We start from the raw sequence: 21,864 nt of genomic DNA, 5'->3' as shown, positions 1-21,864 counted from the left end.
CTGAAGCTCCTTGCGATTCCGGGCCGGAACCACGGTACCCGGCGATCCGGTACGACCGGTACTGTCCCGAGGTCCGCGAGTACGCGCGCGTGGTCGGTTTTCCCCGTTGTTTGCCTTGTGGGGCGGGGTACGGGGGGCCGCCTATGAGGTTTCTGTCAATCGTGCTCAGCCACCGTCAGCTGCCTTCGGAGGAGCCGAGGACCAGCGAGATCGCCAGCTCCTTGCCGTCGCGCCGCACGGTCAGCTCCAGTCGGTCGCCGGGCCGGTGGGCGCGGGTCTTGACGATCAGTTCCTCGCCGGAGTGGACGCGCTGGCCGTCGACCGCGGTGATCACGTCGCCCGCCTTGATGCCGGCCTTGTCGCCGGGGCCGCCCGCGTTGACGGCGGGACCGCCGCCGGCGGCCTTGGTGCCGACCCGGGCGCCGTCGCCGGTGTAGTCCATGTCGAGGGTGACGCCGATGACGGGGTGGGTGGCCTTGCCGGTGTTGATGAGCTCCTCGGCGACGCGCTTGGCCTGGTTGACGGGGATGGCGAAGCCGAGCCCGATGGAACCGGCCTGCCCGGTCTCCGACCCGGAGCCGTCGTCGGCCGACCGGATGGCGGAGTTGATCCCGATGACCCGCGCGCTGGAGTCGAGCAGGGGTCCGCCGGAGTTCCCCGGGTTGATCGGTGCGTCGGTCTGCAGCGCGTCGACGTACGAGACGTCGCTCCCGTCGGCGCTGTCGCCACCGGCCGTGATGGGCCGTTCCTTCGCGCTGATGATGCCGGAGGTGACCGTGCCCTCCAGGTCGAAGGGGGCGCCGATGGCGACGACCGGGTCCCCGACCTGGACGTTGTCGGAGTTGCCCAGCGCCATGGGCTTGAGCCCGCGCACGCCGCTCACCTTCACGACGGCGAGGTCGTACCCGCTGTCCCGCCCCACGACGGTGGCCTTGGCGGTGTCGCCGCTGTTGAAGGTCACGGATATCTGACCGTCGGCCCCCGCGGGCTGGACGACGTGGTTGTTGGTGAGGATGTGCCCCTGCGCGTCGAGCACGAACCCCGTCCCGGTACCGGACTCCTCGGCCCCGGTCACATGCAGGGTCACCACACTGGGCAGCGCCCGCGCCGCGATCCCGGCCACACTGTCGGGCGCCCGCCCGACAGCCTCTTTCCCGGCCTGCGGCAGCGATACGTCCCCCACGCCGCCGTTCCGCTCCAGATAGGCGCCGATGGCACCGCCGACGCCGCCGGAGACGAGCGCGAGCACGACGGCACCGACGACGAGGGCTTTCCGCGCCCGCCGACGCTGCGTTTGCCGGTCGTCCACGGGGGCGCCGTTTTGCTGGAGGGGGGCGGCGGGGACGGGGGCCCAGGGGTCGTAGTTCCGCCAGGGGTTGGCAGGGGGCTGGGGGTCTGTGTGGGGCGTGGACGGGGCGGGGGTGGAGGTTGCCGGGGGCCGGGCGCCGTGCTGCGTCGGCAGCGATGTGCCCTGGGCCGGGGTGGCCGCGGGGTGCTGGACGGGCGGGGCGGGGGCCCAGGGGCCGGGTCCGCCGTAGGGAGGGGTGCTGTAGGGGTCGGGGTCGTGCAGGGGCTTGGGCTGCTCGGCGGAGGGCGCGGCAGGCACGTGCACCTCGGCGGGCCGGGCCAACTCGAAGTCGCCGTCCGTATCGGCGACGCCCTCGGGAGGCCTCAGCTCGAAGTCGCCGTCAGCGGGAACGGCATCCGGACCGGGAACGGCATCCGGACCGGGAAGGACAGCCGGCCGCGCCAACTCGAAGTCGCCGTCGTCGTCCGCACGCCGCACCGAAGCCGACCGCGGCTCCCCCGCCGGTGTCTCCCCCGCCGCGTCCTCCGGGCGCGGCCGGTTCCACCACCGTGGCTTCGTGGGCTTCCCCTCGTTCATGCTCTCCCCACAGCTCGCCGCGGCACGCACGGCGGCGGCCCCGGTTCGTCGGCTCCGCGCCCCGCGGCCGAGGGCAAACCCGGCCGTGGGCACGGCTCACCCTGGATTGAACCAGGTTCCCGGGCCGCCGGTCAGCGGGCGGTGCGGGCAGGGGAAGGAGAGGAGGTCGAGTCGGGGACGGGTGCGGCGAGGAGGCTCGGGCCGGTGACCTCGGGAGCCGAGGACAACGAGGTCAGGGTGAGCGGCTGGGCGTCGGTGAGCGGACGTATCAGTGGCGACATCACGGCCGCGCCGGCCATCACGGGAGCGGCCAGTGCGTGCATGGTCTGCGCCACGCCGGCCTGGCTCGGTACGCCGGGCAGCAGCGGTGCGGACACCTCGGTCGGGGCGGCCGGGGTGTCGCCGAGCGAACGCTGCCCCTGCACCTGCCCGAGCAGCGGGCCCACGCTCCGGCGCCGCTGGGTCTCGGGAGCCGTCGCGGCGCCCGACCCCTGCGTGCGCGCCGGAGTCACATTGCTGCCACCCGAGCCGCGGGCGTCCGCGGCCGTGTCCGTCACCGTGGCGGTGGTGACGCCGCCCAGCGCGATCGCGGCCAGCGACACCGCGCCGGCGGCGACGAACGCGAACCGCATCCCGCGCGAGGCCGAGCGGTCGGCCTCGTGACGGCTGACGTCATGGATACGGAAGCCACGGTCGGAGGCGGGCAGGCTCGGGGCGGGGGCGACGTGCGGCGCGGCGGGGGCGTAGTCGAACTCGAAGCGGTCGGGGCGCTGCTTCAGCCCGAAGACTCCCGTCGTGCCGAACTTCCCGGAGGCCGAGCCGGGGAGTCTTCCCCCGCCGAACGGCGAGCCGCCGTCCGGCTCGTCACCTCCTCCGGGGAGCCCCTGAAGCCGGGCCAGGAAGCTCTCGGAGGGCGGCGGGGGCGCCGCCTCCGCGAAGACGTTCTTCAGCCGTCGCTGGGCGTCGGCCTCCGCCTTGCACCTGGCGCAGGTGGCCAGGTGGGCGAGGACGCGCTCGCGCGACTCATGGCCGAGCTCGCCGTCCACCAGGGCGGAGAGTCGGTCTCCCAGGTGCTGCTCGGACAGATGCCGCTCGGCGGGGCCGGGGCCGGGTCGTGATCCACTCACGCGGTCGCGCCCCCTCCCCCCAGAGCGGCCACGCGTGGCACGAAGGAACGTCGCTCGGCCGCCCGGGCCTCGGGCGAACGGTGCGCGAGCGCCTTGCGCAGCTGCGAACGGCCGCGGTGGATCCGGGAACGGACCGTGCCGAGCTTCACGCCGAGAGTCGCGGCGATCTCCTCGTAGGACAGTCCTTCGATGTCGCACAGGACGACGGCGGCGCGGAACTCGGGCGCGAGCGTGTCGAGGGCCTGCTGGACGTCGGCGTCGAAGTGGGCGTCGTTGAAGATCTGCTGCGGGTTCGGCTCGCGGCTGGGCAGACGCTCGGCCGCGTCGTCGCCGAGGGCGTCGAAGCGGATGCGCTGCTTGCGGCGGACCATGTCCAGGAACAGGTTCGTCGTGATGCGGTGCAGCCAGCCCTCGAAGGTGCCCGGCGTGTAGGTGGACAGAGAGCGGAAGACGCGGACGAAGACCTCCTGGGTGAGATCCTCGGCGTCGTGCTGGTTACCGGTCAGGCGGTACGCCAGTCGGTAGACCCGGCCGCTGTGGGTGCTGACGATCTCCTCCCAGGTGGGCGGAGTCCACGCCTGCCCGTCCGCGTCGGTCGAGAAAGTCGCGGTCTGGGCGTGGTCAGCGGCGTGGCTGTGGTCAGCAGCGGTGTCGTTCACGGATTTCGGCCTGCCCGCCGATCCGAGGAAGCGCCGCAGCACTCCTCCGCGATCCACAGGCGCAGCCGCACCTCCCCTGTCGGCTCTGGTGGTGTCCAGTGGAGCCCCTACCATAGCCACCTCGCCCGTTAGCTCCGGATAAGCGGTTTTACGAGAATTTGATCTGGGCTGATACCGCTCGGACCCCTGCGTCTGCAGTTGCTCGGGCCGCTGCCCCTCATCGTGATCCAACTGTGTCCCCCCGCTGTCGTCTCCACCCCTCTAAACGCCCGGTCCCATCTGCGGGTTCCCGGGCCCAACGGATACAGTCACGCCCAGGCAACCACGGGGACAGGAGAGGGTCATTACCGGCAACCGGCAGACGAGCTGGGCGTTCGCCGACGCCTACGTCGCCGAGGACGAAGTCCTGCGCTGGGCCCGTGACCGGGCCCGCGACGCGGGGCTGCGCTCGGTGTCGCCCGGCACGGGCGCGGCGCTGCGGTTGCTGGCGGCCTCGGTGGACGCGAAGGCGGTCGCCGAGATCGGCACCGGCACCGGCGTCTCCGGCATCCATCTCCTGCACGGCATGCGCCCGGACGGGGTGCTCACCACCGTCGACCCCGAGCCGGAGCACCAGCAGTTCGCCCGCCAGGCCTTCCGCGCCTCCGGCTTCGCCAGCAACCGGGCCCGCTTCATCCCCGGGCGCGCCCTGGACGTCCTGCCCCGCCTCGCGGACGCCGGCTACGACCTCGTCTTCTGCGACGGCGACCGGCAGGAGGTCATGGACTACCTCGCTGAATCGTTGCGCCTGCTCCGTCCGGGGGGTCTGGTGGTCTTCGAGGGCGTCTTCGCCAACGGCCGCACGGTCGACTCGGGTCCGCAGCCGACGGAGGTCCTGCGGCTGCGGGAGCTGCTGCGGGCCGTGCGCGAGAGCCAGGAGCTGGTGCCCTCGCTGCTGCCGGTGGGCGACGGCCTGCTGTGCGCCGTCAAGCGCTGAGGACCACGCCGAGAACCACCTCGTACGCCGGTGACGAGGCCCACAAAAGCAACCCCGGCATCACTGGGATGCCGGGGTTGTCGAAAGGGTATGGTCGCTTCCGCGTCAGCCGACGACCTTCTTGAGGGCGTCGCCGAGCGCGTCGGCCTCGTCAGGGGTCAGCTCGACGACGAGCCGACCGCCGCCTTCGAGCGGAACGCGCATGACGATGCCCCGCCCCTCCTTGGTCACCTCGAGCGGGCCATCGCCCGTCCGCGGCTTCATGGCCGCCATGCTCGTTCCCCTTCCTGAAACCAGCTCATCGCCAAAGCCGACGGCCCGGGAGGGCACGCGCGGGCCACAGCGTGGGACTGGGACACGCGACACCGGCATCGAACACATTGCTTCCAAGCCATTATCCCGCATCTCAGGACCCGATGACCAACATCAGTCGGCATCGCTTGGGCAACGCGCGCGAGCAAAACCACCCAATTCGGCGATGTGACTGCGATACTGCTCGGCCCCACGGTCCTCCGCCGACCGGAAACCCTCCCGAATTCTTTGACGCAGGTCACACGTCCACTCCGGTCTCTCTCCGCCATGCTGTCCTACGGACAGGGGCGTACCCACCGGTACGCCTGAGCCGCTACTGCGGAGGGGACACACCATGGCCGACACCGTGCTCTACGAGGTGACCGACGGTCTCGCGACGATCACGCTGAACCGCCCCGAGGCGATGAACGCGCTGAACATCGCGACGAAGGTCGCACTGCTGGAGGCGGTTCGCTCCGCGGCCGAGGACGACGCGGTACGGGCGGTGCTGCTGACGGCGGCCGGGGACCGGGCGTTCTGTGTGGGTCAGGACCTCAAGGAGCACATCGGATTGCTCGCCGAGGGTTCGGCGCACGTCATGAGCACGGTCAAGGAGCACTACAACCCGGTTGTACGCGCGCTGACGGAGATGCCGAAGCCCGTGGTGGCCGGGGTGAACGGGGTCGCGGCGGGTGCGGGCTTCGGGCTGGCGCTGGCCGCGGACTACCGCGTGGCGGCCGACACCGCCGGGTTCAACACGTCCTTCGCCGGGGTCGCGCTCACGGCGGACTCCGGGATCTCGTGGACCCTGCCGCGGGTGGTGGGGCCGGGGCGCGCCGCCGACCTGCTGCTCTTCCCGCGCACGATCAAGGCGCAGGAGGCCTACGAGCTGGGGATCGTGAACCGTCTCGTGCCGGCGGCGGAGCTTGCCGCGGAGGCGGAGAAGACGGCGCGGGCTCTCGCCGAGGGTCCGACGGTGGCGTACGCGGCGATCAAGGAGTCCGTGGCGTTCGGCTTCTCGCACTCGCTCTCCGAGACGCTGGAGAAGGAGGACGAGTTGCAGGGGCGGGCAGGGGCGGCAGAGGACCATGCGATCGCCGTGCGGGCGTTCGTCAACAAGGAGACGCCGAAGTACCTGGGCCGGTAGGACCGTTTTCGAGCGCGGGTTCGTGGGGGCTGGTCGCGCAGTTCCCCGCGCCCCTTACGGGGCGCTTCTGGTGACGCATGTTTCCAGGTGGTCGTTGACCAGGCCACATGCCTGCATCAAGGCGTACGCCGTTGTCGGGCCCACGAAGCGGAGGCCCTGCTTCTTCAGGGCCTTCGACAGGGCCGTCGACTCCGGGGTGACCGCCGGGACGTCCCCGGTCGTCTTCGGGGCCGGCCCCGGCTTCGGGGCGTGGGACCAGATCAGGTCGTCCAGGGTGCCCGGCGTCCACTCGGCGAGTGCGCGCGCGTTGGCGAGCGTCGCGTCGATCTTGGCCCGGTTGCGGATGATGCCCTCGTCCAGGAGGAGGCGGGCGCGGTCCTCGTCCGTGAACGTGGCGACCTTGGCGATCCTGAAGTCGGCGAAGGCCTTACGGAAGCCCGGGCGGCGGCGCAGGATCGTGATCCAGGAGAGGCCGGACTGGAAGGCCTCCAGGCTGAGGCGTTCGAAGAGGGCGTCGTCGCCGTGGACCGGGCGGCCCCACTCCTCGTCGTGGTACGCCACGTAGTCCTCGGTGGACAGCGCCCAGGGGCAGCGCAGGGCGCCGTCCGGGCCGGCGATCGCGGCGCCGTCGGTCACTGCTGCTCCCCGTGGCCGTGCATCGGCTTCTCCATGGAGACGTGGTGGGCGGCGGCCTGCGCACCCGCCAGCGCGGACTCCAGGTCGGCGATCCGGGCGTCCCGCTCGGCGAGCTCCGCGGCGACGCGGTTGAGCGCGTCGTCCACGTCGGCCATGCGGTAGCCGCGGGCGGCGAGCGGGAAGCGGAGGGCGTCCACGTCGGCCCGGCCGACCGGGCGGTCCAGCGGCAGGGGGTCCTGGAGGCGCTCGGGGTCCACCTCGGGCAACGGGCCCTCGCCCTCGCCACCGCCCACCACGGCCAGTGTCACCGCGGCGACCACGACGGCGAGGGCGACGACCAGGAACAAGAACATAACCATCGCTGTGGTCCCCAAGCTCGAAGTCAGGAAGCTGAATGTGTCAGGGTCCGATCGTGCCATGCGACGCTGACAGTTAGGGTCACAGGCGGCCGAAAGGCCGAGGACACCCAGGTCGTACTACGAGAGGTCACAGGGGATGCTCAGGCTGGGCAGGCGCGAATTCGAGGCGCACGAGCCGGTGATCATGGCGATCGTGAACCGCACCCCGGACTCCTTCTACGACCAGGGGGCGACGTTCCGCGACGAGCCCGCCCTCGCGCGCGTGGAGCAGGCGGTGGCCGAGGGCGCCGCCATCGTCGACATCGGCGGGGTGAAGGCCGGCCCCGGCGAGGAGGTGACCGCCGAGGAGGAGGCGCGGCGGACCGTCGGCTTCGTGGCGGAGGTCCGGCGGCGCTTCCCGGACGTGATCATCAGCGTCGACACCTGGCGGGCGGACGTCGGTGAGGCCGTGTGCGAGGCCGGCGCCGATGTGCTGAACGACGCCTGGGGCGGGGTGGATCCCCGGCTGGCGGAGGTCGCCGCGCGCTACGGGGTGGGCCTGGTGTGCACGCACGCCGGCGGCGCCGAGCCTCGGACGCGGCCGCACCGGGTGACGTACGACGATGTCATGGCCGACATCCTGCGGGTCACCCTGGGGCTGGCGGAGCGGGCGGCCGAGCTGGGTGTGGCGCGGGAGTCGATCATGATCGACCCGGGACACGACTTCGGCAAGAACACGCGGCACAGCCTGGAGGCGACGCGGCGGCTGGGCGAGATGGTCGAGACGGGCTGGCCGGTGCTGGTCTCGCTGTCCAACAAGGACTTCGTCGGCGAGACGCTCGACAAGCCGGTGAAGGAACGGGTGGTGGGGACACTCGCGACCACCGCCGTCTCGGCCTGGCTGGGCGCGCAGGTGTACCGCGTGCACGAGGTCGCGGAGACCCGGCAGGTGCTGGAGATGGTGGCGTCGATCGCGGGCCACCGGCCCCCGGCGGTCGCCCGCCGAGGGCTCGCGTAGCGGGCGGGCGCTAGCGCGCGGCCTCCTTGGACACCAGGGCGACCGCCTCGTCCACGTCGTCCGTGACGTGGAACAGGAGGAGGTCCTTCTCCGAGGCCTTGCCCTGGGCGATCAGCGTGTTCTTCAGCCAGTCGACCAGGCCACCCCAGTACTCGCTGCCGAACAGGACGATCGGGAAACGGGTGACCTTCTGGGTCTGGACGAGGGTCAGCGCCTCGAAGAGCTCGTCGAGGGTTCCGAGGCCGCCGGGGAGGACCACGAAGCCCTGCGCGTACTTGACGAACATCATCTTCCGCACGAAGAAGTAGCGGAAGTTCAGGCCGATGTCGACGTACGGGTTGAGCCCCTGCTCGAAGGGGAGCTCGATGCCGAGGCCGACCGAGACGCCCTTGGCCTCGACGGCGCCCTTGTTGGCCGCCTCCATGGCGCCGGGGCCGCCGCCCGTGATGACCGCCCAGCCGGCGTCCACCAGGGCGTGTCCGAGGCGTACGCCCGCCTCGTACTCGGGCGAGTCCGCCTTGGTGCGGGCCGAGCCGAACACGCTGATCGCGGGCGGGAGTTCGGCGAGGGTGCCGAAGCCCTCGATGAACTCCGACTGGATGCGCAGCACCCGCCAGGGGTCGGTGTGGACCCAGTCCGAGGGCCCGCCCGCGTCCAGCAGCCGCTGGTCGGTCGTGCTCGCGGTGACCTGACTGCGCCTCCGGAGGACCGGTCCCAGGCGCTGTTCCTCCGGTGGCTGCTGCTTGCCCTCGGGGTTCCCGGTAGCCATGTGCGCTCCCTCCGCTTGCAGGTGTTTCCACCATCAGCGTAGATCTACGCGGGTTACGGACGGGGGACGTCAGCGTGTCAGCCAGTTCCGCAGGCGTTCCTCGCCGGCGAGGATCTTCGCCGTATCGACCCTTTCATCCCGCTTGTGTGCCAAGTGCGGGTTTCCGGGGCCGTAGTTGACCGCGGGGACGCCGAGGGCGGAGAAGCGGGAGACGTCCGTCCAGCCGTACTTGGGCATCGGGGTGCCGCCGACCGCCTCGATGAAGGCCGCGGCGGCCGGGTGGGAGAGGCCGGGCAGCGCGGCGCCGCTGTGGTCGTCGATCACGAACTCCTCGACGCCGCAGTCCGCGAAGACCTCGCGGACGTGCGCGACGGCCTGCTCCTCGGTGCGGTCGGGGGCGTAGCGGAAGTTGACCGTCACCACGCACTCGTCGGGGATTACGTTGCCCGCCACCCCGCCCGAGATGCGGACCGCGTTGAGGCCCTCGCGGTACTCGAGGCCGTCGATGACCGGGTAGCGGGGTTCGTACGAGGCCAGCCGGGCCAGGATCGGGGCGGCCGCGTGGATCGCGTTGGAGCCCATCCAGGAGCGCGCCGAGTGGGCCCGCTCGCCCTTGGTCTTCAGCAGCACCCGGAGCGTGCCCTGGCAGCCGCCCTCCACCTCGCCGTTCGACGGCTCGAGGAGCACCGCGAAGTCGGCCTCCAGCCACTCCGGGTGGGCCTCGGCGACGTGCTTGAGGCCGTTGAGCTCGGCCTGGACCTCTTCGTTGTCGTAGAAGATGAAGGTCAGGTCCCGGTTGGGCGCGGGGACCGTGGCCGCGATGCGCAGCTGCACCGCCACCCCGGACTTCATGTCGCAGGTGCCGCAGCCCCAGAGCACCCCGTCCTCGTCCAGCCGGGAGGGGACGTTGCCCGCGATCGGGACCGTGTCGATGTGGCCGGCCAGGACGACCCGCTCGGACCGGCCCAGGTTCGTCCGGGCGATCACGTTGTTGCCGTACCGCTCGACCGTCAGGTGCGGAAGCGCGCGCAGGGCGGTCTCGATCGCGTCGGCGAGGGGCTTCTCGGTGCCGCTCTCCGAGGGGAAGTCGACGAGCTGCGCGGTGAGCCCGGCGGCGTTCAGGGTGAGATCAAGGGGGGTGTCGGCCATGCCGTCGACCCTAACGCGCCAGGGCCTTCATCAGTTGTCCACACCCGTAGCAGGGGCCACAGCGCGCTCCGCTACCTTGTACGGCGTGCCAGAGCCGTCACCCACCCTCAAGCGCCGTGGCCGCCTCTTCCGGATCGGGGCAGCCTTCGTTGTCCTGCTCGCCCTCGCGGGCTACCTCGTGGTGAAGTACGTCACCGGGGGCAACGGACCGGGCTGCAAGGTGGTCTCCGGCACGGGGGACGGGAAGGCGTACGAGTTCACGCCGGAGCAGGCGGTGAACGCGGCGACGATCGCCGCCGTCGGCACCGGGCGCGGGATGCCCGAACGGGCCGTGGCGATCGCCCTCGCCACCTCGATCCAGGAGTCGGGGCTGCGCAACATCCAGCACGGCGACCGGGATTCGCTCGGCCTCTTCCAGCAGCGGCCCTCGCAGGGCTGGGGCACCGAGAAGCAGATCCTGGACCCGACGTACGCGGCCGGTGTCTTCTACGAGCACCTGGCCAAGGTCGACGGCTACCAGAAGCTCCCGCTCACCGTGGCCGCGCAGCGCGTGCAGCGCAGCGGCTACCCGGAGGCGTACGCCAAGCACGAGCCGGACGCCACAATGCTCGCCGCCGCCCTCACCGGGGACTCCCCCGCCACGCTCACCTGCCAGGGGCGGACGGACGCGACCACCGCCGTCGCGGCGGGCCCGGACGGCGTACGGGCCGCTCTGGTGCGGGACTTCGGGCGGGACGTGCTGCAGCCGGCCGGGGCCGAGGTGAGCAAGAAGCGTGCGTCCACCGCCTCCCCGTCGCCGACCGGGAGTTCACAGGCCGCCGGGCGGACCGTCACGCTGCCCGTCGCCGCCGGCAGCAGCCCCGCCAAGGGGCGCACGGCCCGGCAGCGCGGCTGGCAGCTGGCGCACTGGGCCGTGGCCAACGCCACCGCCCTGCACATCGAGCGGGTCTCGTACGGCGGGCGGGAGTGGACCGCCGGGAACACCGACAGCCAGTGGCGCACGGCCCGTTCGCAGGTGAGTTCGGTCCGGATCGTCACTGGGCAGTAGTACGGGGCTTCACTCGGGCGGGTTACGCGGGTCGCGGGTGCGCCGTGGTGTGGGCAGGTTTTCGTGCCGTAACCCTCGTATCCGTCAAAACCCTTGGGAACAAAGGGCTGTAAGGATTCGGCGCGCTTTCGGTGGTGGCACTCTTTGCCCGTTTTTATCCACAGCCGATAATGCGACGCATTGCGAACTCTTTACGTTTGGTCGCCGCAACCTTCGTCTGCTTCGAGCGGTAGTCACTGCGTCCGACCCGGACGATCAACATCCAGTCGACCAACAGGAGCATCATGTCCCTCCCTCTGACCCGTCGGATCGCCCGTGCCGCGCTGCTCGTCGCAGCGGGAGCGGCCGCCGGGGTCGGTGCGGCCGGCTCCGCGAGCGCGGCCCCGCAGCTCCCCGCGACCCCGAACCTCGGCGGCCTGACCGCCCTGGACGGGGCGAACGTCGGCAACACCGTCGACGGCGCGACCCAGAACGTCACGGGGCTCGCGGGCAGCACCGGCGGCAAGACGGTCGAGAAGGCGGTGCCGGCCGCGGGCAAGACCGGTGGCAAGGCCGTGAAGAAGGCGACGCCGGCGGCGCAGAAGGCCGCGGGCGAGGCGGCCGGGTCCGCTGGGGGGATCGTCGGTGACACGGCTCAGACGGCGACCAAGGGTGGGCTGCCGACGGACTCGCTCACCAAGGGTGGGGGGCTGCCGGCTGCCTCCTCGCTGCCGCTGAAGGGGCTGCCGCTGGGCTGACGCCTTGGCGCCGGTGGGGTGACGAAGGGACCCGGGGTTTTCCCTGGGTCCCTTTTCGTTGTTCGTCGGGTGCGGGGCGGTGGGGGCTGGTCGCGCAGTTCCCCGCGCCCCTTAGCGGCGTGCTCCTTAGCGGAGGCGTTCAGTTGCCGCTTGGACGCGCTCGTCCGTCGCCGTAAGGGCCACTCGTACGAAGTTCCTGCCCGCCTCGCCGTAGAAGTCGCCCGGTGCGACCAGGATGCCCAGGTCGGCCAGGTGGGCCACCGTGGTCCAGCAGGACTCGTCCCTCGTCGCCCACAGGTAGAGGCTGGCCTCGCTGTGTTCGATGCGGAAGCCGTGGTTCACGAGGGCCTCGCGCAGCAGCGTCCGGCGGGCCGCGTACCGCTCCCGCTGCTCGCGCACATGGGCGTCGTCACCCAGCGCCGCCACCACCGCCGCCTGCGTCGGCGCCGACGTCATCATGCCGCCGTGCTTGCGGATCTCCAGGAGGGGGGCCAGGACCGTCGGGTCGCCGGCCAGGAAGGCGGCGCGGTAGCCGGCGAGGTTCGAGCGCTTGGAGAGGGAGTGGACCGAGACGATGCCCTCGTACGAGCCGCCGTTCACGTCGGGGTGCAGGACCGAGACCGGGTCCGCCTCCCAGCCCAGTTCGAGGTAGCACTCGTCGGAGAAGACGAGGATGCCGTGCTCGCGGGCCCAGGCCACGATGCGGGTGAGTTCCGCCTTCGACAGGACCTTGCCGGTGGGGTTGGACGGGGAGTTGAGCCAGAGGAGCTTCAGGCCCTCGGGGTCCAGCTCCGTGGGGTCGTCGTACGCCTCGTAGTCCGCCCGGGCCAGGCGGGCGCCCACCTCGTAGGTCGGGTACGCCAGGCGCGGGTACGCGACCCTGTCGCCGGGGCCGAGGCCCAGCTGGGTCGGGAGCCAGGCGACGAGTTCCTTGGAGCCGACGATCGGCAGGACGTGCCGGTGAGTGACCTCGCGGGCGCCGAGCCTGCGCTCGACCCAGCCGGTGATCGCGTCGCGCAGCGCCGGGGTGCCCCAGACCGTCGGATAGCCCGGGGAGTCCGCCGCGTCGATCAGCGCCTTCTGGATCAGGTCGGGGACCGGGTCGACCGGGGTGCCGACGGAGAGGTCGACGATGCCGTCCGGGTGCGCGGCGGCCGTCTTCTTGTACGGCTCCAGCTTGTCCCAGGGGAAGGTCGGAAGGCGATCGGAGACTGCGGACACGGTCTGGTGCTCACTTTCGGGTCGTACGGCAAACGCCTCGGTCCCGTACGGCGATCAGGGCTGATCGGGCCGTACGGGACCGAGGCGGCACTGGGGTCCCCCCCCCCCGCTCGAGCGAAGCCGAGAGTGGGGGAGCGGGCCGCTACGCGCTCACGCCTGGGGCGGCAGCGCGGCGATGAAGGGGTGGTCCCGCTCGATCAGGCCCAGCTTGCTTGCGCCGCCCGGGGAGCCGAGCTCGTCGAAGAACTCGACGTTCGCCTTGTAGTAGTCCTTCCACTCCTCCGGAGTGTCGTCCTCGTAGAAGATCGCCTCTACCGGGCACACCGGCTCACAGGCACCACAGTCGACGCATTCGTCCGGGTGGATGTACAAGGACCGCTGGCCCTCGTAGATGCAGTCGACCGGGCACTCCTCGATGCACGCCTTGTCCTTGACGTCTACACAAGGCTGCGCGATGACGTAGGTCACGCTGTCGTTCCTCCTCGATAGGGCGCTGGCGGGCCTGTCCTAGGCTCCGCCGCCTGGCGCGCGGGAGCGCGGCGTCGTCGATGCCCGCACCTAGTATCTCCGTTCTTGGGCATGATCCGAACAGGAGGGGTGAACCGACCTGTGGAAATCTCGGCCGGCGGACGTCTGGAGGTCCGTATCACCGCTGCTGACGTGGGCAAACGGGTCTCCGTACGGCGCTTGAGCGAACCTGGAGTCACCGGGGAGAAGTTCACCGACACGGTGGGTGTTCTCACATCATGGGACGACGGTGTGCTGCTGATCACACGGAAGAGCGGCGAGAGCGTCCGTATCCCGGAATCCTCGCTGGTCGCGGGGAAGGTCGTGCCCGCCGCGCCGGCCCGTCGCCGGGGGCCCGCCGCCTCGTACGGGGAACTCGCGCGCGTCGCCACGCGCGCGTGGCGGCCGGTGGAGAGCGAGCGGCTCGGCGAGTGGGAGCTGCGGGCGGCGGCCGGCTTCACGCGACGGGCCAATTCCGTGCTGCCGCTCGGCGACCCAGGCATACCGCTCGACGAGGCCCTGGGTGTCGTACGACGGTGGTACGGCGAGCGTGGTCTGCCCGCGTACGTCCAGACCGCGACCGGCGCCGAGGGCACACAGGAGCTGCTGTGCGCGGAGCTGGAGCGGCGCGGATGGGTGCGTGAGGTGACCGCCGAGCTGTGGGTCGGGGCGCTCGCGCCGGTCGCGGACCTGGCGGACGGCTCGGGCGTCGTGTTGTCCCGGGAGGTCGACGAGGCGTGGCTGTCCCGGTATCAGCGGAAGGGGGTGAGCGAGGTGGCTCTGGGGGTATTGGGAAGCGGGCCGTCGGTGTGGTTCGCGACGGTGCCGGGCTCGTCGGCCGATGCTCCGGCCGCGATCGGGCGGTGTGTCGTGGACGGGCGATGGGCCTCGTTCGCCGCCGTCGAGGTGGATCCCGCGCTACGACGGCAGGGGCTGGCCACGAAGGTGATGGCCGCGTTGGCCGGACGGGCTCTCGACGAGGGGGCCTCGGCGGCGTGGTTGCAGGTCGAGGAGGAGAACGCGGGGGCGCGGGCCCTGTACGCCGGGATGGGCTTCGCCGCGCACCACGCGTACCACCACTACCGGGAACCGGCGGCTCCCGGTGGCGGCCGGTAACGGATCGCCGTGAGAGGGCACGACCCAGCTATGCGTCCCACCGATCCCCCGTCCCCCGAGCGCGCCGCCGAACTGCGCCGGCGGTTCGCCGAGGAGGCACGCTGCGAGCAGCCCGACCTGTCCACGCTCTGTCTCCTGCTGGGCGCGGAGGCGGACGGCGGGCTGGACGAGGCGGGCATCGACGCGGCGCAGATGGCACTGGACGAGCTGGCGGGCCAGGTCCCCTTCCGCCCCGGCGGCCCGATGTCCTGGGCGACGGCGCTGCACCACCTCCTGGGCGCCCGCGCGGGCTTCCGCGGCTCCCCCGCCGACTACCAGCGCCTGGAGTCGTCCCTGCTGCACGAGGTGCTGCGACGGCGGCGCGGGCTGCCGATCCTGCTGTCGGTGGTGTGGATGGAGGTCGCACGGCGGGCGGGGGCGCCGGTGTACGGGGTGGCGCTGCCCGGGCACTTCGTGGTCGGCTTCGGGCCGCAGGAGCAGCAGGTGCTCGCCGATCCGTTCGACGGCGGGCGGGTGCTCGGCGGGGGCGACGCGGAGTTGCTGGTGGCGGGGGCGACGGGCGCTCCGCTGGACCCCTCGATGCTGACTCCCGCGGACCCGCTGGACGTGGTGCTGCGCATCCTGAACAACGTCCGCGCGTGGGCCGCCGCCCGGCCAGAACGGTCGGATGTCGGGCTGTGGGCGGTGGAACTGTCCCTCCTGCTGCCGTCCCACCCGGCACGCCTGCGCTACGAGCGCGCCCAACTCCTCGTCCAGCGCGGAGACTTCCTGACCGGAGCCGCGGAACTCGACGCATACGCCGAGGTGGTGGCGGCGGTGGACGAGCCGGCGGCGGAACGGGTGCGGAGGCAGGCCGACTCGGCGCGGGCGATGCTCAACTAGGCACGCGGACGCAGCTCAGAGCCAGCCCTTCTCCCGCGCTGTCCGAACCGCCTCCGCCCTGTTGCGCACCGCCAGTTTCTGGATCGCCGTGGAGAGGTAGTTGCGGACCGTGCCCTGGGAGAGGTGCAGGGTCGCTGCCAGTTCGGCGTTCGTCGAGCCGTCGGCTGCTGCCCGCAGGACCTCTCGTTCGCGGTCCGTCAGGGGGTTGGCGCCCTCTGCCAGGGCCGCTGCCGCCAAGGTCGGGTCGATGACCCGCTCGCCCGCCAGTACCTTCCGTACCGCCGCCGCCAGTTGGGCCGCCGGGGCGTCCTTGACCAGGAAGGCGTCGGCGCCGGCCTCCATCGCGCTGCGGAGGTAGCCGGGGCGGCCGAAGGTGGTGAGGACGACCAGTTTCACGGCCGGGAGCGCCTTGTGGACCTGGGCCGCCGCCTCGATGCCCGTGCAGCCCGGCATCTCGATGTCCAGCAGGGCCACGTCCACGGCGTGCTCGCGTGCCGCGGCCAACACCTCGTCGCCGCGGGCCACTTGGGCGACGACCTCGATGTCGTCCTCCAGGCCGAGCAGCGCCGCCAGCGCCTCGCGGACCATGGACTGGTCCTCGGCGAGCAGCACCTTGATCGTAGGGCTCATGCACCGGATCCTACGGCGGCCGACGCGTCCACGGGGACGCGGGCGACCAGGCGGAAACCGTGCTTCAGACGGGTCGCCTCCAGCGCGCCGCCGGCCTTCTCCAGGCGCTCGGTCAGGCCCGTCAGACCGTTGCCGGGGCCCTTGCCTGAGCCGCCCGAGCCGTTGTCCTCGACGGTGAGCTCCAGGACCCGTCCGTCGAGGGTCTGGCGGGTGAGCAGCTCCACCGTGCAGCGGGTGGCGCCGCTGTGCCGTACCACGTTGGTGACCGCCTCCCGCAGCGCCCAGGCCAGGGCGGACTCGCTCTCGTCCGGGACGCCGGTGAGGTCGGGCTCCGCGGGCACCTCGGCGGTGACCTGGGCCGCCGTCAACGCGACCTGGGCACCCGCGAGTTCGGCGGACAGGCGGGGGCGCCGGTAGCCGGTGACGGCCTCCCGGACGTCGACCAGGGCCTGGCGGCTGACCTGTTCGATGTCGGCGACCTGCTGGGCCGCCTTGTCGGGGTGGTCGGGGAGCATCCGGCCGGCGAGTTCGCTCTTGAGCGTGATCAGCGAGAGGGAGTGGCCGAGCAGGTCGTGCAGGTCGCGGGCGAGCCGCAACCGCTCCTCGTTGGCGGCGAGTTGGGCCACCGTCGCCCGGGCCTTGCGCAACTCGACAGTCGTCCGCACCAGTTGCTTGACGCCGGTCATCGCGAAGCCGAGGAGGACCACCACCAGGAGCAGGCTCCAGTCGAAGTCGCCCGCGTGCAGGCCGACCAGGACCATCGCCAGGGCATTCGCGCCGATCGCCCAGTACGCCCCCCGCAGCGGCAGAGTCGCGCCGCATGTGACGGAGACGTACACGAACAGGCCGATCCATGCGCCGCCCAGGGTGAGGCACAGGACGACGGCGAGTGTGCCGAGCAAGGCGACCATGACGGCAACGGTCCGGCCCTGGAACGGTCGGCCCATGTTCCGGAACACCAGCGTCAGATAGACGCCGGTGAAGGTCGCCAGGGCCACCCAGCCGGCCGCGGTCGCGGCGGCCGAGTGGTGGCCGGAGGTCAGGTCCTGCACCGGCGACCCGAGGAAGATCAGCCAGGGCAGGATCCAGACCAGCTTGCGGAACGCGTCGCCCCGGCTGCGGGGCGGCTGGCCGATCCGGATCGCGTTCTCGGGCCGCACGTCCTCGGGAAGCGTGTCGTCCGTCATGGTGCTCACGCCTTCAGCGTGTCCTTCCGGTACAGCCAGGCCGCGCCGCCCGCGAAGAGCAGGAAGAAGGCGACGAGGATGGCGATGTCCTGGGCGTGGGGGGCCTGGCTCTGTTCGATGGCCCGTCCGAGGGCAGCGTACGCGTGCGTGGGCAGCCACTTGGCGATGTCCTGCAACCACTCGGGGAAGGTCGAGCTCGGCATCCACAGGCCGCCGAGGATGGACAGGCCGAAGTAGACGATCATCGTGATCGGGCGCACCGCGTCCCCGGAGGCGAGGTAGCCGATGGCGACGCCGAGCGCGGCGAAGACCAGACTGCCCGCCCAGATGGCGCCGGTGAGCGCGAACCACTGCCAGGCGTCCAGGCGTACGTCCTTCACGGCGGCGGCGACCAGGAAGACGACCACGATGGACGGCAGGCTCACCACGGCCGCGCTGGCGGTCTTGGCGAGGACGTAGCCGCGCCCGGGCAGCGGGGTCAGCCTCAGCTGCCGTACCCAGCCGCCCTCCCGCTCCTTGGCGATGCGCTCGCTGTTGCCCATCAGGACGGCGGTCAGGGCGCCGAAGGAGGCCATGGAGACCATGACGTACTTCGCGACGCTCAGGCCTGTCCCGTCGACGTCGCCCGTCTGGTTGGAGACGAGCAGGAAGATCACCGACGGGTAGATCACCGAGAAGAACAGGAACTTGCGGTTGCGCAGGGCGCGGGTGAGCTCCAGCTTGATCAGACCGTTCATGACTGCTTGGCCTCCTCGGCGGCGGTGATGGCGACGAAGGCCTGCTCCAGGCCGAGCCCGGCGACTTCGAGGTTGCGGGGGTAGACGCCGAGGCCGTAGAGGGCGTGCACGGTCGCGTCGGCGTCGGTGGACTGGATGCGGATGGTCTGGCCGGAGATGTCGATCGTGGTCAGGAAGGGGAGGCCGCGCAGAGGGGCTTCCTCGATCGTCCCCTCCAGGTCGAACGACACCCTCCGCGCCCCGGCCTTCGCCTTGATCTCGGACGCCGTACCGTCCGCGAGGAGCCGTCCCCGGTGCAGCACGAGCACGCGGTCGGCGATCGCGTCGGCCTCCTCCAGGTAGTGCGTGGCGAAGAGGACCGTCCGCCCCTGGTCGGCCTGCTCGCGCATGGTGGCCCAGAACGCCTGGCGGGCGGAGACGTCCATGCCGGTGGTCGGCTCGTCCAGGACGATCAGGTCGCTGTCGCCGGCCGTGGCGAGGGCGAAGCGGACGCGCTGGGCCTGGCCGCCGGAGAGCTTGTTGACCTTGCGGTCGGCGATCTGGGTGAGGCTGGCACGGGCCAGTACGTCGGCGACCTTGTACGGCTTCGGGTGCAGACCGCAGGCGAGCCTGACCAGCTCGGCGACGGTGACCTCGTCCATCAGGCCGCCGCTCTGCAGCATGGCGCCGACCCGGCCGTTCACGATGGCCTCGCGGGGGCTGGTGCCGAAGACGCGGACCGTGCCGCTGTCGGCGTTGCGCAGGCCGAGGAGGAGGTCGAGGGTGGTCGACTTGCCGGCGCCGTTCGGGCCCAGCAGGGCCACGGTCTCCCCCGGGTGCAGGGCGAGCGACAGCCCGTCCACGGCCCGTACGCTCCCGTAGGTCTTGCTCACCTGGTCGAAGCCGACCACCTCGGTGGTGGCTGTCGCTGTCGTCGTCATGTGATCCATGGTGGCCGCGGGGGCCGCACGGACGGCAGTGTCGGCGGTCCTGAGTGGCGGATGACAGATGTCATACGACGACCAGGGGGCACCCGGCGCGTGCCGGGTGCCCCCTGATGGTGTCGTGCTCCGCTAGCTGGGGTTCGTCTCGATGACGCCGACCCGGTTGGTCTTGCTGAGCAGGGCCTGGCGCAGGGCGACGTAGACGTCCTGCGGGGTGACGGCGGTCTTCTTGCCGGTGCCGCGGGTGATCAGGACGCCGTCGAACTGGCCGCCGTAGAGCTTCTTGAGCGCGGTGAGGTCCGGCTTGTCGACAAGCTTGCCGTTCACCGCCTCGACCCTGAGGAACTTCCAGAGGGAGTTCTGCGGGCTGAGCGGGAGCGTGACACCGGTGTCCGTCTTGACCGTGACCAGGCCCGACATCGCCGGCTCCGCGAAGGCCTTCATCTCGCGGTCGACCTCGGCGTTCGTGATCGTCGGCTGCTTGGCCGTGGTGACCACCGCGACCGGGTCGCTGGAACCCGTCTCCACCTGGGTGCGGTACGCCTCCGTGACCGCCTCGGCCGACTTGGCCGCGTCGATGCCCTTGCCCGCCTTGCCGTAGACGGCGACGGCCTTGCCGGACTTGAACTCGATCGTGCCCTCGGTCATCGAGCCGGAGCCGCCGGCCGCGCTCTGCAGGGCCGCGGTCAGCTTCTCCTCGTCGACCGGCATGTCCGGTTCGACGACACGGTGCTGCCCGAACAGGGAGCCGATGACGGAGATCGGGTTGTAGTCGCTCGTCGCGGCCGCGGATACCGTCGACTGCTCGTCGAACTGGAGGCCAGCCTGGTCCGGCGTGAGCGAGACGGTGGAGCCGCCGACCGAGAGCTTCAGCGGCTTGTTCACGCTCTTGCCGAAGGCCGTGTCGAGCTTCTTGACCGCGTCGTCGCGGGTGCCGCCGCCGATGTCGACGCCGAGCACGGTGGTGCCCTTGGGGACGTCGGAGTGGTTCATCAGCAGGCCGGCGCCGTAGGCACCGACGCCGGCGACGAACACCAGGCCGCCGACCAGGACCAGCTTGTTGCGGCCCTTCTTTTTCTTCTTGGGCGCGGCGGACGCCGACGAGCCCTGCTTCTGCGAGGGCGCGTCGGGCAGCTTCGGGGGCGTGTGCGGGCCCGAAGGCTCGGTGTCGGTGCCCTGGCCGAACGCGCCCGGACCGAACGGTGAGTTGGCGCCCTGCGGCAGCACCGGGATGCCGCTGGTGACGGTGTGCCCGGAGACGTTGTCCGGGGCCGGGTAGCCCTGCGCGCCCGGCTCGGGGGCCGGCTTCTGCGGGGTGAGGATCGCGGTGTCGTCACTGAGCCCGCCACCGGGACCGAGTCCCGCGCCGGGGCCCTGCGGACCGGCGTTGATGCCGGTGCCGGGACCCTGGGGGCCGGTGCCGATGCCCATGCCGGGGTCGAGGGGGCCACCGCCATGGCTGAGGGGGCCGGGGCCCTGCGCGCCGGCGCCCGGGCCGAAGGGACCGCTGCCGGTGCCGGGGCCCTGGAGGCCGGTGCCGGGGCCGGCGGGGCCTGCGCCCATGCCGGACGGTCCCGTGCCGATGCCGGAGGGGCCCGGGCCGATGCCCGCGGGGCCCGCGCCGATCGGCGGCACCATCGGGCCGTCGCCGGTGACCGGGCCGGCCGTCGGGCCGGCGGGGCCCTGCGAACCGCCCTGGCCGCCGTGGCCGTTCGGCCCGTTGAAGCCGCTCGCGCCGCCCTGGCCGCCGTAGGTGTCCGGGCCGTTGAAGTCGCTGATGCCGCCCTGGCCGCCGAAGGTGTCCGGGCCGCCGTAGCCGCCCTGGCCGTTCTGCGGGGCACTGCCGTTCTGCGCGCGGCCGTTCTGCGCGCCGCGGTCGTTCTCCGAGAAGTACGGCAGGTCGTCGCGGCGCGGCTCGCCGCCGCCGGGGCGCGATCCGTTGCCGCCGCCGAGGGGGCCCGCGGCCAGCGCCTCGGTGACGTCGAAGGAACCGGTGCCGCCGCCGTGTCCGGGGGCCACCGGGCCGCCGGTCGCGCCGCCGGGGAGCCCGGCGCCGTTCGTCCCGCCCGGCCGCGCGCCGTTCGCACCGCCGGGCCGGGAGCCGCCCGGCACGCTCATGGAGCCGACCACACCGCCGGGACGCCCGGCGCCCGTACGCGGACCGCCGGCAGCGCCGCCGCCGGCCCCGGCCGCACGCGGACCACCGGCAGCCGTACCGGGTCCGCCCGGCCGCGCACCGCCGGCCGCGGGACCCGCCGCGGGGGCACCCGCGCCCGGACCCGAACCGCCCGGCAGACCGGCCCCGTTGGTGGCGCCGCCGCCCTGACCGCCCTTGGCGGGGCCGGACTTGCGCGGGGCGAACCAGTCGCTCTGCTTCTCGGCCGGCTGAGCAGGCTCGGCGGGCGGCTCGACGGCGCCCATGGCCGTGGTCGCGCCCGGCGCCGGAAGCTGGGTCTCGCCGGTCTCCTCGACGGAGGGCTCGGCGTCCGCGACGGGCGTCCGCACGACGACCGGCGGAATGGGCCGCGACCCGGGGATGTTGATCCGGATACGGGTCGTCAGCGTGGTCTCGGTCTTGCGCTCCTCCGGCTGCGCGGCCGAACGGCCCGCGTCCGTACCGGCGTCGGAAGCCGTCGGGGTCCCGTACGGCGGCGTGCCGGAGGGGTATGCGGCCCCGCCGTGCCCGTTGGGCCCGGAGGACGGAGTGTCAGTTTCACGACTCAAGGCAGGTTCTCCCGGTTGGCTCCGCCGCCCCACACGACCTGAACACGCGGGCGGCTCGGCGGCGCGCACCACCATACTGGCCACTTCTGGCGCGTATCCCACGACCGCCGGGGAAACCCACACGGCACTTGCACGCGCCCTTAACGGCGAAGTGGTA

At 72.1% G+C, this 21,864-nt stretch carries 22 protein-coding genes; 7 read left to right on the top strand and 15 right to left on the bottom strand.

What is annotated here, in order from left to right; translation table 11 throughout:
• Positions 1–175 precede the first annotated feature (175 nt).
• The 3 genes from ACQEWB_RS32310 to sigE form a co-directional block, all read right to left on the bottom strand.
• Positions 176–1,885: a trypsin-like peptidase domain-containing protein gene (locus ACQEWB_RS32310; protein WP_432837216.1), complete on the bottom strand. Its 1,710-nt coding sequence runs from the start codon at positions 1,883–1,885 to the stop codon at positions 176–178.
• A gap of 131 nt (positions 1,886–2,016) precedes the next feature.
• On the bottom strand, positions 2,017–3,012 hold the full coding sequence (locus ACQEWB_RS32305) for an anti-sigma factor family protein (protein WP_432837214.1): 996 nt from the start codon (positions 3,010–3,012) through the stop codon (positions 2,017–2,019).
• Positions 3,009–3,713 carry an RNA polymerase sigma factor SigE gene (gene sigE / locus ACQEWB_RS32300; RefSeq protein WP_432844135.1) on the bottom strand — a complete coding sequence of 235 codons (705 nt, stop codon included), beginning with the start codon at positions 3,711–3,713 and terminating at the stop codon, positions 3,009–3,011. The genes ACQEWB_RS32305 and sigE overlap by 4 nt, the downstream gene beginning before the upstream one ends.
• A gap of 235 nt (positions 3,714–3,948) precedes the next feature.
• Here sigE and ACQEWB_RS32295 point away from each other — a divergent pair, with 235 nt between their 5' ends.
• Positions 3,949–4,647 (top strand): O-methyltransferase, encoded by a 699-nt coding sequence (locus ACQEWB_RS32295; RefSeq protein ID WP_432844133.1) that lies wholly within the window; start codon positions 3,949–3,951, stop codon positions 4,645–4,647.
• Between the two features lie 105 nt (positions 4,648–4,752).
• On the opposite strand, the gene ACQEWB_RS32290 is transcribed toward ACQEWB_RS32295, so the two are convergent.
• A complete protein-coding gene (locus ACQEWB_RS32290; protein WP_003966491.1) occupies positions 4,753–4,920 on the bottom strand; it encodes a DUF3117 domain-containing protein in 168 nt (55 codons plus the stop codon).
• A gap of 373 nt (positions 4,921–5,293) precedes the next feature.
• Between ACQEWB_RS32290 and ACQEWB_RS32285 the strand changes: the two genes are divergently transcribed.
• On the top strand, positions 5,294–6,085 hold the full coding sequence (locus ACQEWB_RS32285) for an enoyl-CoA hydratase/isomerase family protein (protein WP_432837211.1): 792 nt from the start codon (positions 5,294–5,296) through the stop codon (positions 6,083–6,085).
• Positions 6,086–6,139: 54 nt separating this feature from the next.
• On the opposite strand, the gene ACQEWB_RS32280 is transcribed toward ACQEWB_RS32285, so the two are convergent.
• Together ACQEWB_RS32280 and ACQEWB_RS32275 are read right to left on the bottom strand one after the other, a co-directional pair.
• The gene (locus ACQEWB_RS32280; protein WP_432837209.1) at positions 6,140–6,721 is read right to left on the bottom strand and encodes a DNA-3-methyladenine glycosylase I; all 582 of its coding nucleotides are present in this window, start codon (positions 6,719–6,721) and stop codon (positions 6,140–6,142) included.
• Positions 6,718–7,074, bottom strand: coding sequence for a DivIVA domain-containing protein (locus tag ACQEWB_RS32275; protein ID WP_432844131.1), 357 nt, complete (start codon positions 7,072–7,074; stop codon positions 6,718–6,720). Before ACQEWB_RS32275 ends, ACQEWB_RS32280 begins: the two co-directional genes overlap by 4 nt.
• Before the next feature lie 142 nt (positions 7,075–7,216).
• Between ACQEWB_RS32275 and folP the strand changes: the two genes are divergently transcribed.
• Entirely contained in the window at positions 7,217–8,077 is an 861-nt protein-coding gene (gene folP, locus ACQEWB_RS32270; protein WP_432837207.1) for a dihydropteroate synthase, read from the top strand.
• A 10-nt stretch (positions 8,078–8,087) separates the two neighbouring features.
• Here the strand turns inward: folP and ACQEWB_RS32265 are convergent, their stop codons facing one another.
• Complete coding sequence (locus tag ACQEWB_RS32265; RefSeq protein ID WP_432837205.1) at positions 8,088–8,846, bottom strand: TIGR00730 family Rossman fold protein; 759 nt, start codon at positions 8,844–8,846, stop codon at positions 8,088–8,090.
• Between the two features lie 69 nt (positions 8,847–8,915).
• Positions 8,916–9,995, bottom strand: coding sequence for a succinyl-diaminopimelate desuccinylase (gene dapE, locus ACQEWB_RS32260; RefSeq protein WP_432837203.1), 1,080 nt, complete (start codon positions 9,993–9,995; stop codon positions 8,916–8,918).
• A gap of 85 nt (positions 9,996–10,080) precedes the next feature.
• Between dapE and ACQEWB_RS32255 the strand changes: the two genes are divergently transcribed.
• Positions 10,081–11,043 carry a heavy metal transporter gene (locus ACQEWB_RS32255; protein WP_432837201.1) on the top strand — a complete coding sequence of 321 codons (963 nt, stop codon included), beginning with the start codon at positions 10,081–10,083 and terminating at the stop codon, positions 11,041–11,043.
• 284 nt (positions 11,044–11,327) lie between these two features.
• Positions 11,328–11,780, top strand: a complete 453-nt coding sequence (locus ACQEWB_RS32250) for an ATP-binding protein (RefSeq protein WP_432837199.1) — start codon at positions 11,328–11,330, stop codon at positions 11,778–11,780.
• A 126-nt stretch (positions 11,781–11,906) separates the two neighbouring features.
• Here the strand turns inward: ACQEWB_RS32250 and ACQEWB_RS32245 are convergent, their stop codons facing one another.
• Positions 11,907–13,001, bottom strand: a complete 1,095-nt coding sequence (locus tag ACQEWB_RS32245) for a bifunctional succinyldiaminopimelate transaminase/glutamate-prephenate aminotransferase (protein ID WP_432837197.1) — start codon at positions 12,999–13,001, stop codon at positions 11,907–11,909.
• 150 nt (positions 13,002–13,151) lie between these two features.
• Positions 13,152–13,469, bottom strand: a complete 318-nt coding sequence (gene fdxA, locus ACQEWB_RS32240) for a ferredoxin (protein WP_004926152.1) — start codon at positions 13,467–13,469, stop codon at positions 13,152–13,154.
• Between the two features lie 141 nt (positions 13,470–13,610).
• On the opposite strand from fdxA, the gene ACQEWB_RS32235 reads away from it, so the two are divergent.
• Complete coding sequence (locus ACQEWB_RS32235) at positions 13,611–14,624, top strand: GNAT family N-acetyltransferase (protein ID WP_432837194.1); 1,014 nt, start codon at positions 13,611–13,613, stop codon at positions 14,622–14,624.
• A 30-nt stretch (positions 14,625–14,654) separates the two neighbouring features.
• The gene (locus ACQEWB_RS32230) at positions 14,655–15,506 is read left to right on the top strand and encodes a tetratricopeptide repeat protein (RefSeq protein ID WP_432837192.1); all 852 of its coding nucleotides are present in this window, start codon (positions 14,655–14,657) and stop codon (positions 15,504–15,506) included.
• Between the two features lie 15 nt (positions 15,507–15,521).
• Here the strand turns inward: ACQEWB_RS32230 and ACQEWB_RS32225 are convergent, their stop codons facing one another.
• The 5 genes from ACQEWB_RS32225 to ACQEWB_RS32205 all read right to left on the bottom strand — a co-directional run bounded on the left by ACQEWB_RS32225 (position 15,522) and on the right by ACQEWB_RS32205 (position 21,707).
• Entirely contained in the window at positions 15,522–16,136 is a 615-nt protein-coding gene (locus ACQEWB_RS32225; RefSeq protein ID WP_432837190.1) for a response regulator, read from the bottom strand.
• Positions 16,133–17,323 carry a sensor histidine kinase gene (locus ACQEWB_RS32220; RefSeq protein ID WP_432844129.1) on the bottom strand — a complete coding sequence of 397 codons (1,191 nt, stop codon included), beginning with the start codon at positions 17,321–17,323 and terminating at the stop codon, positions 16,133–16,135. The genes ACQEWB_RS32225 and ACQEWB_RS32220 overlap by 4 nt, the downstream gene beginning before the upstream one ends.
• A gap of 5 nt (positions 17,324–17,328) precedes the next feature.
• Complete coding sequence (locus ACQEWB_RS32215; protein ID WP_432837188.1) at positions 17,329–18,060, bottom strand: ABC transporter permease; 732 nt, start codon at positions 18,058–18,060, stop codon at positions 17,329–17,331.
• Complete coding sequence (locus ACQEWB_RS32210; RefSeq protein WP_432837186.1) at positions 18,057–18,980, bottom strand: ABC transporter ATP-binding protein; 924 nt, start codon at positions 18,978–18,980, stop codon at positions 18,057–18,059. Before ACQEWB_RS32210 ends, ACQEWB_RS32215 begins: the two co-directional genes overlap by 4 nt.
• A 132-nt stretch (positions 18,981–19,112) precedes the next feature.
• Positions 19,113–21,707 carry a hypothetical protein gene (locus ACQEWB_RS32205; protein ID WP_432837184.1) on the bottom strand — a complete coding sequence of 865 codons (2,595 nt, stop codon included), beginning with the start codon at positions 21,705–21,707 and terminating at the stop codon, positions 19,113–19,115.
• Positions 21,708–21,864 lie beyond the last annotated feature (157 nt).

Source organism: Streptomyces sp. CA-249302, assembly GCF_050936785.1.
Lineage (GTDB): Bacteria > Actinomycetota > Actinomycetes > Streptomycetales > Streptomycetaceae > Streptomyces.
The sequence above is the reverse complement of the archived record's forward strand: the minus strand, read 5'-3'. Positions and strand labels throughout refer to the sequence as shown.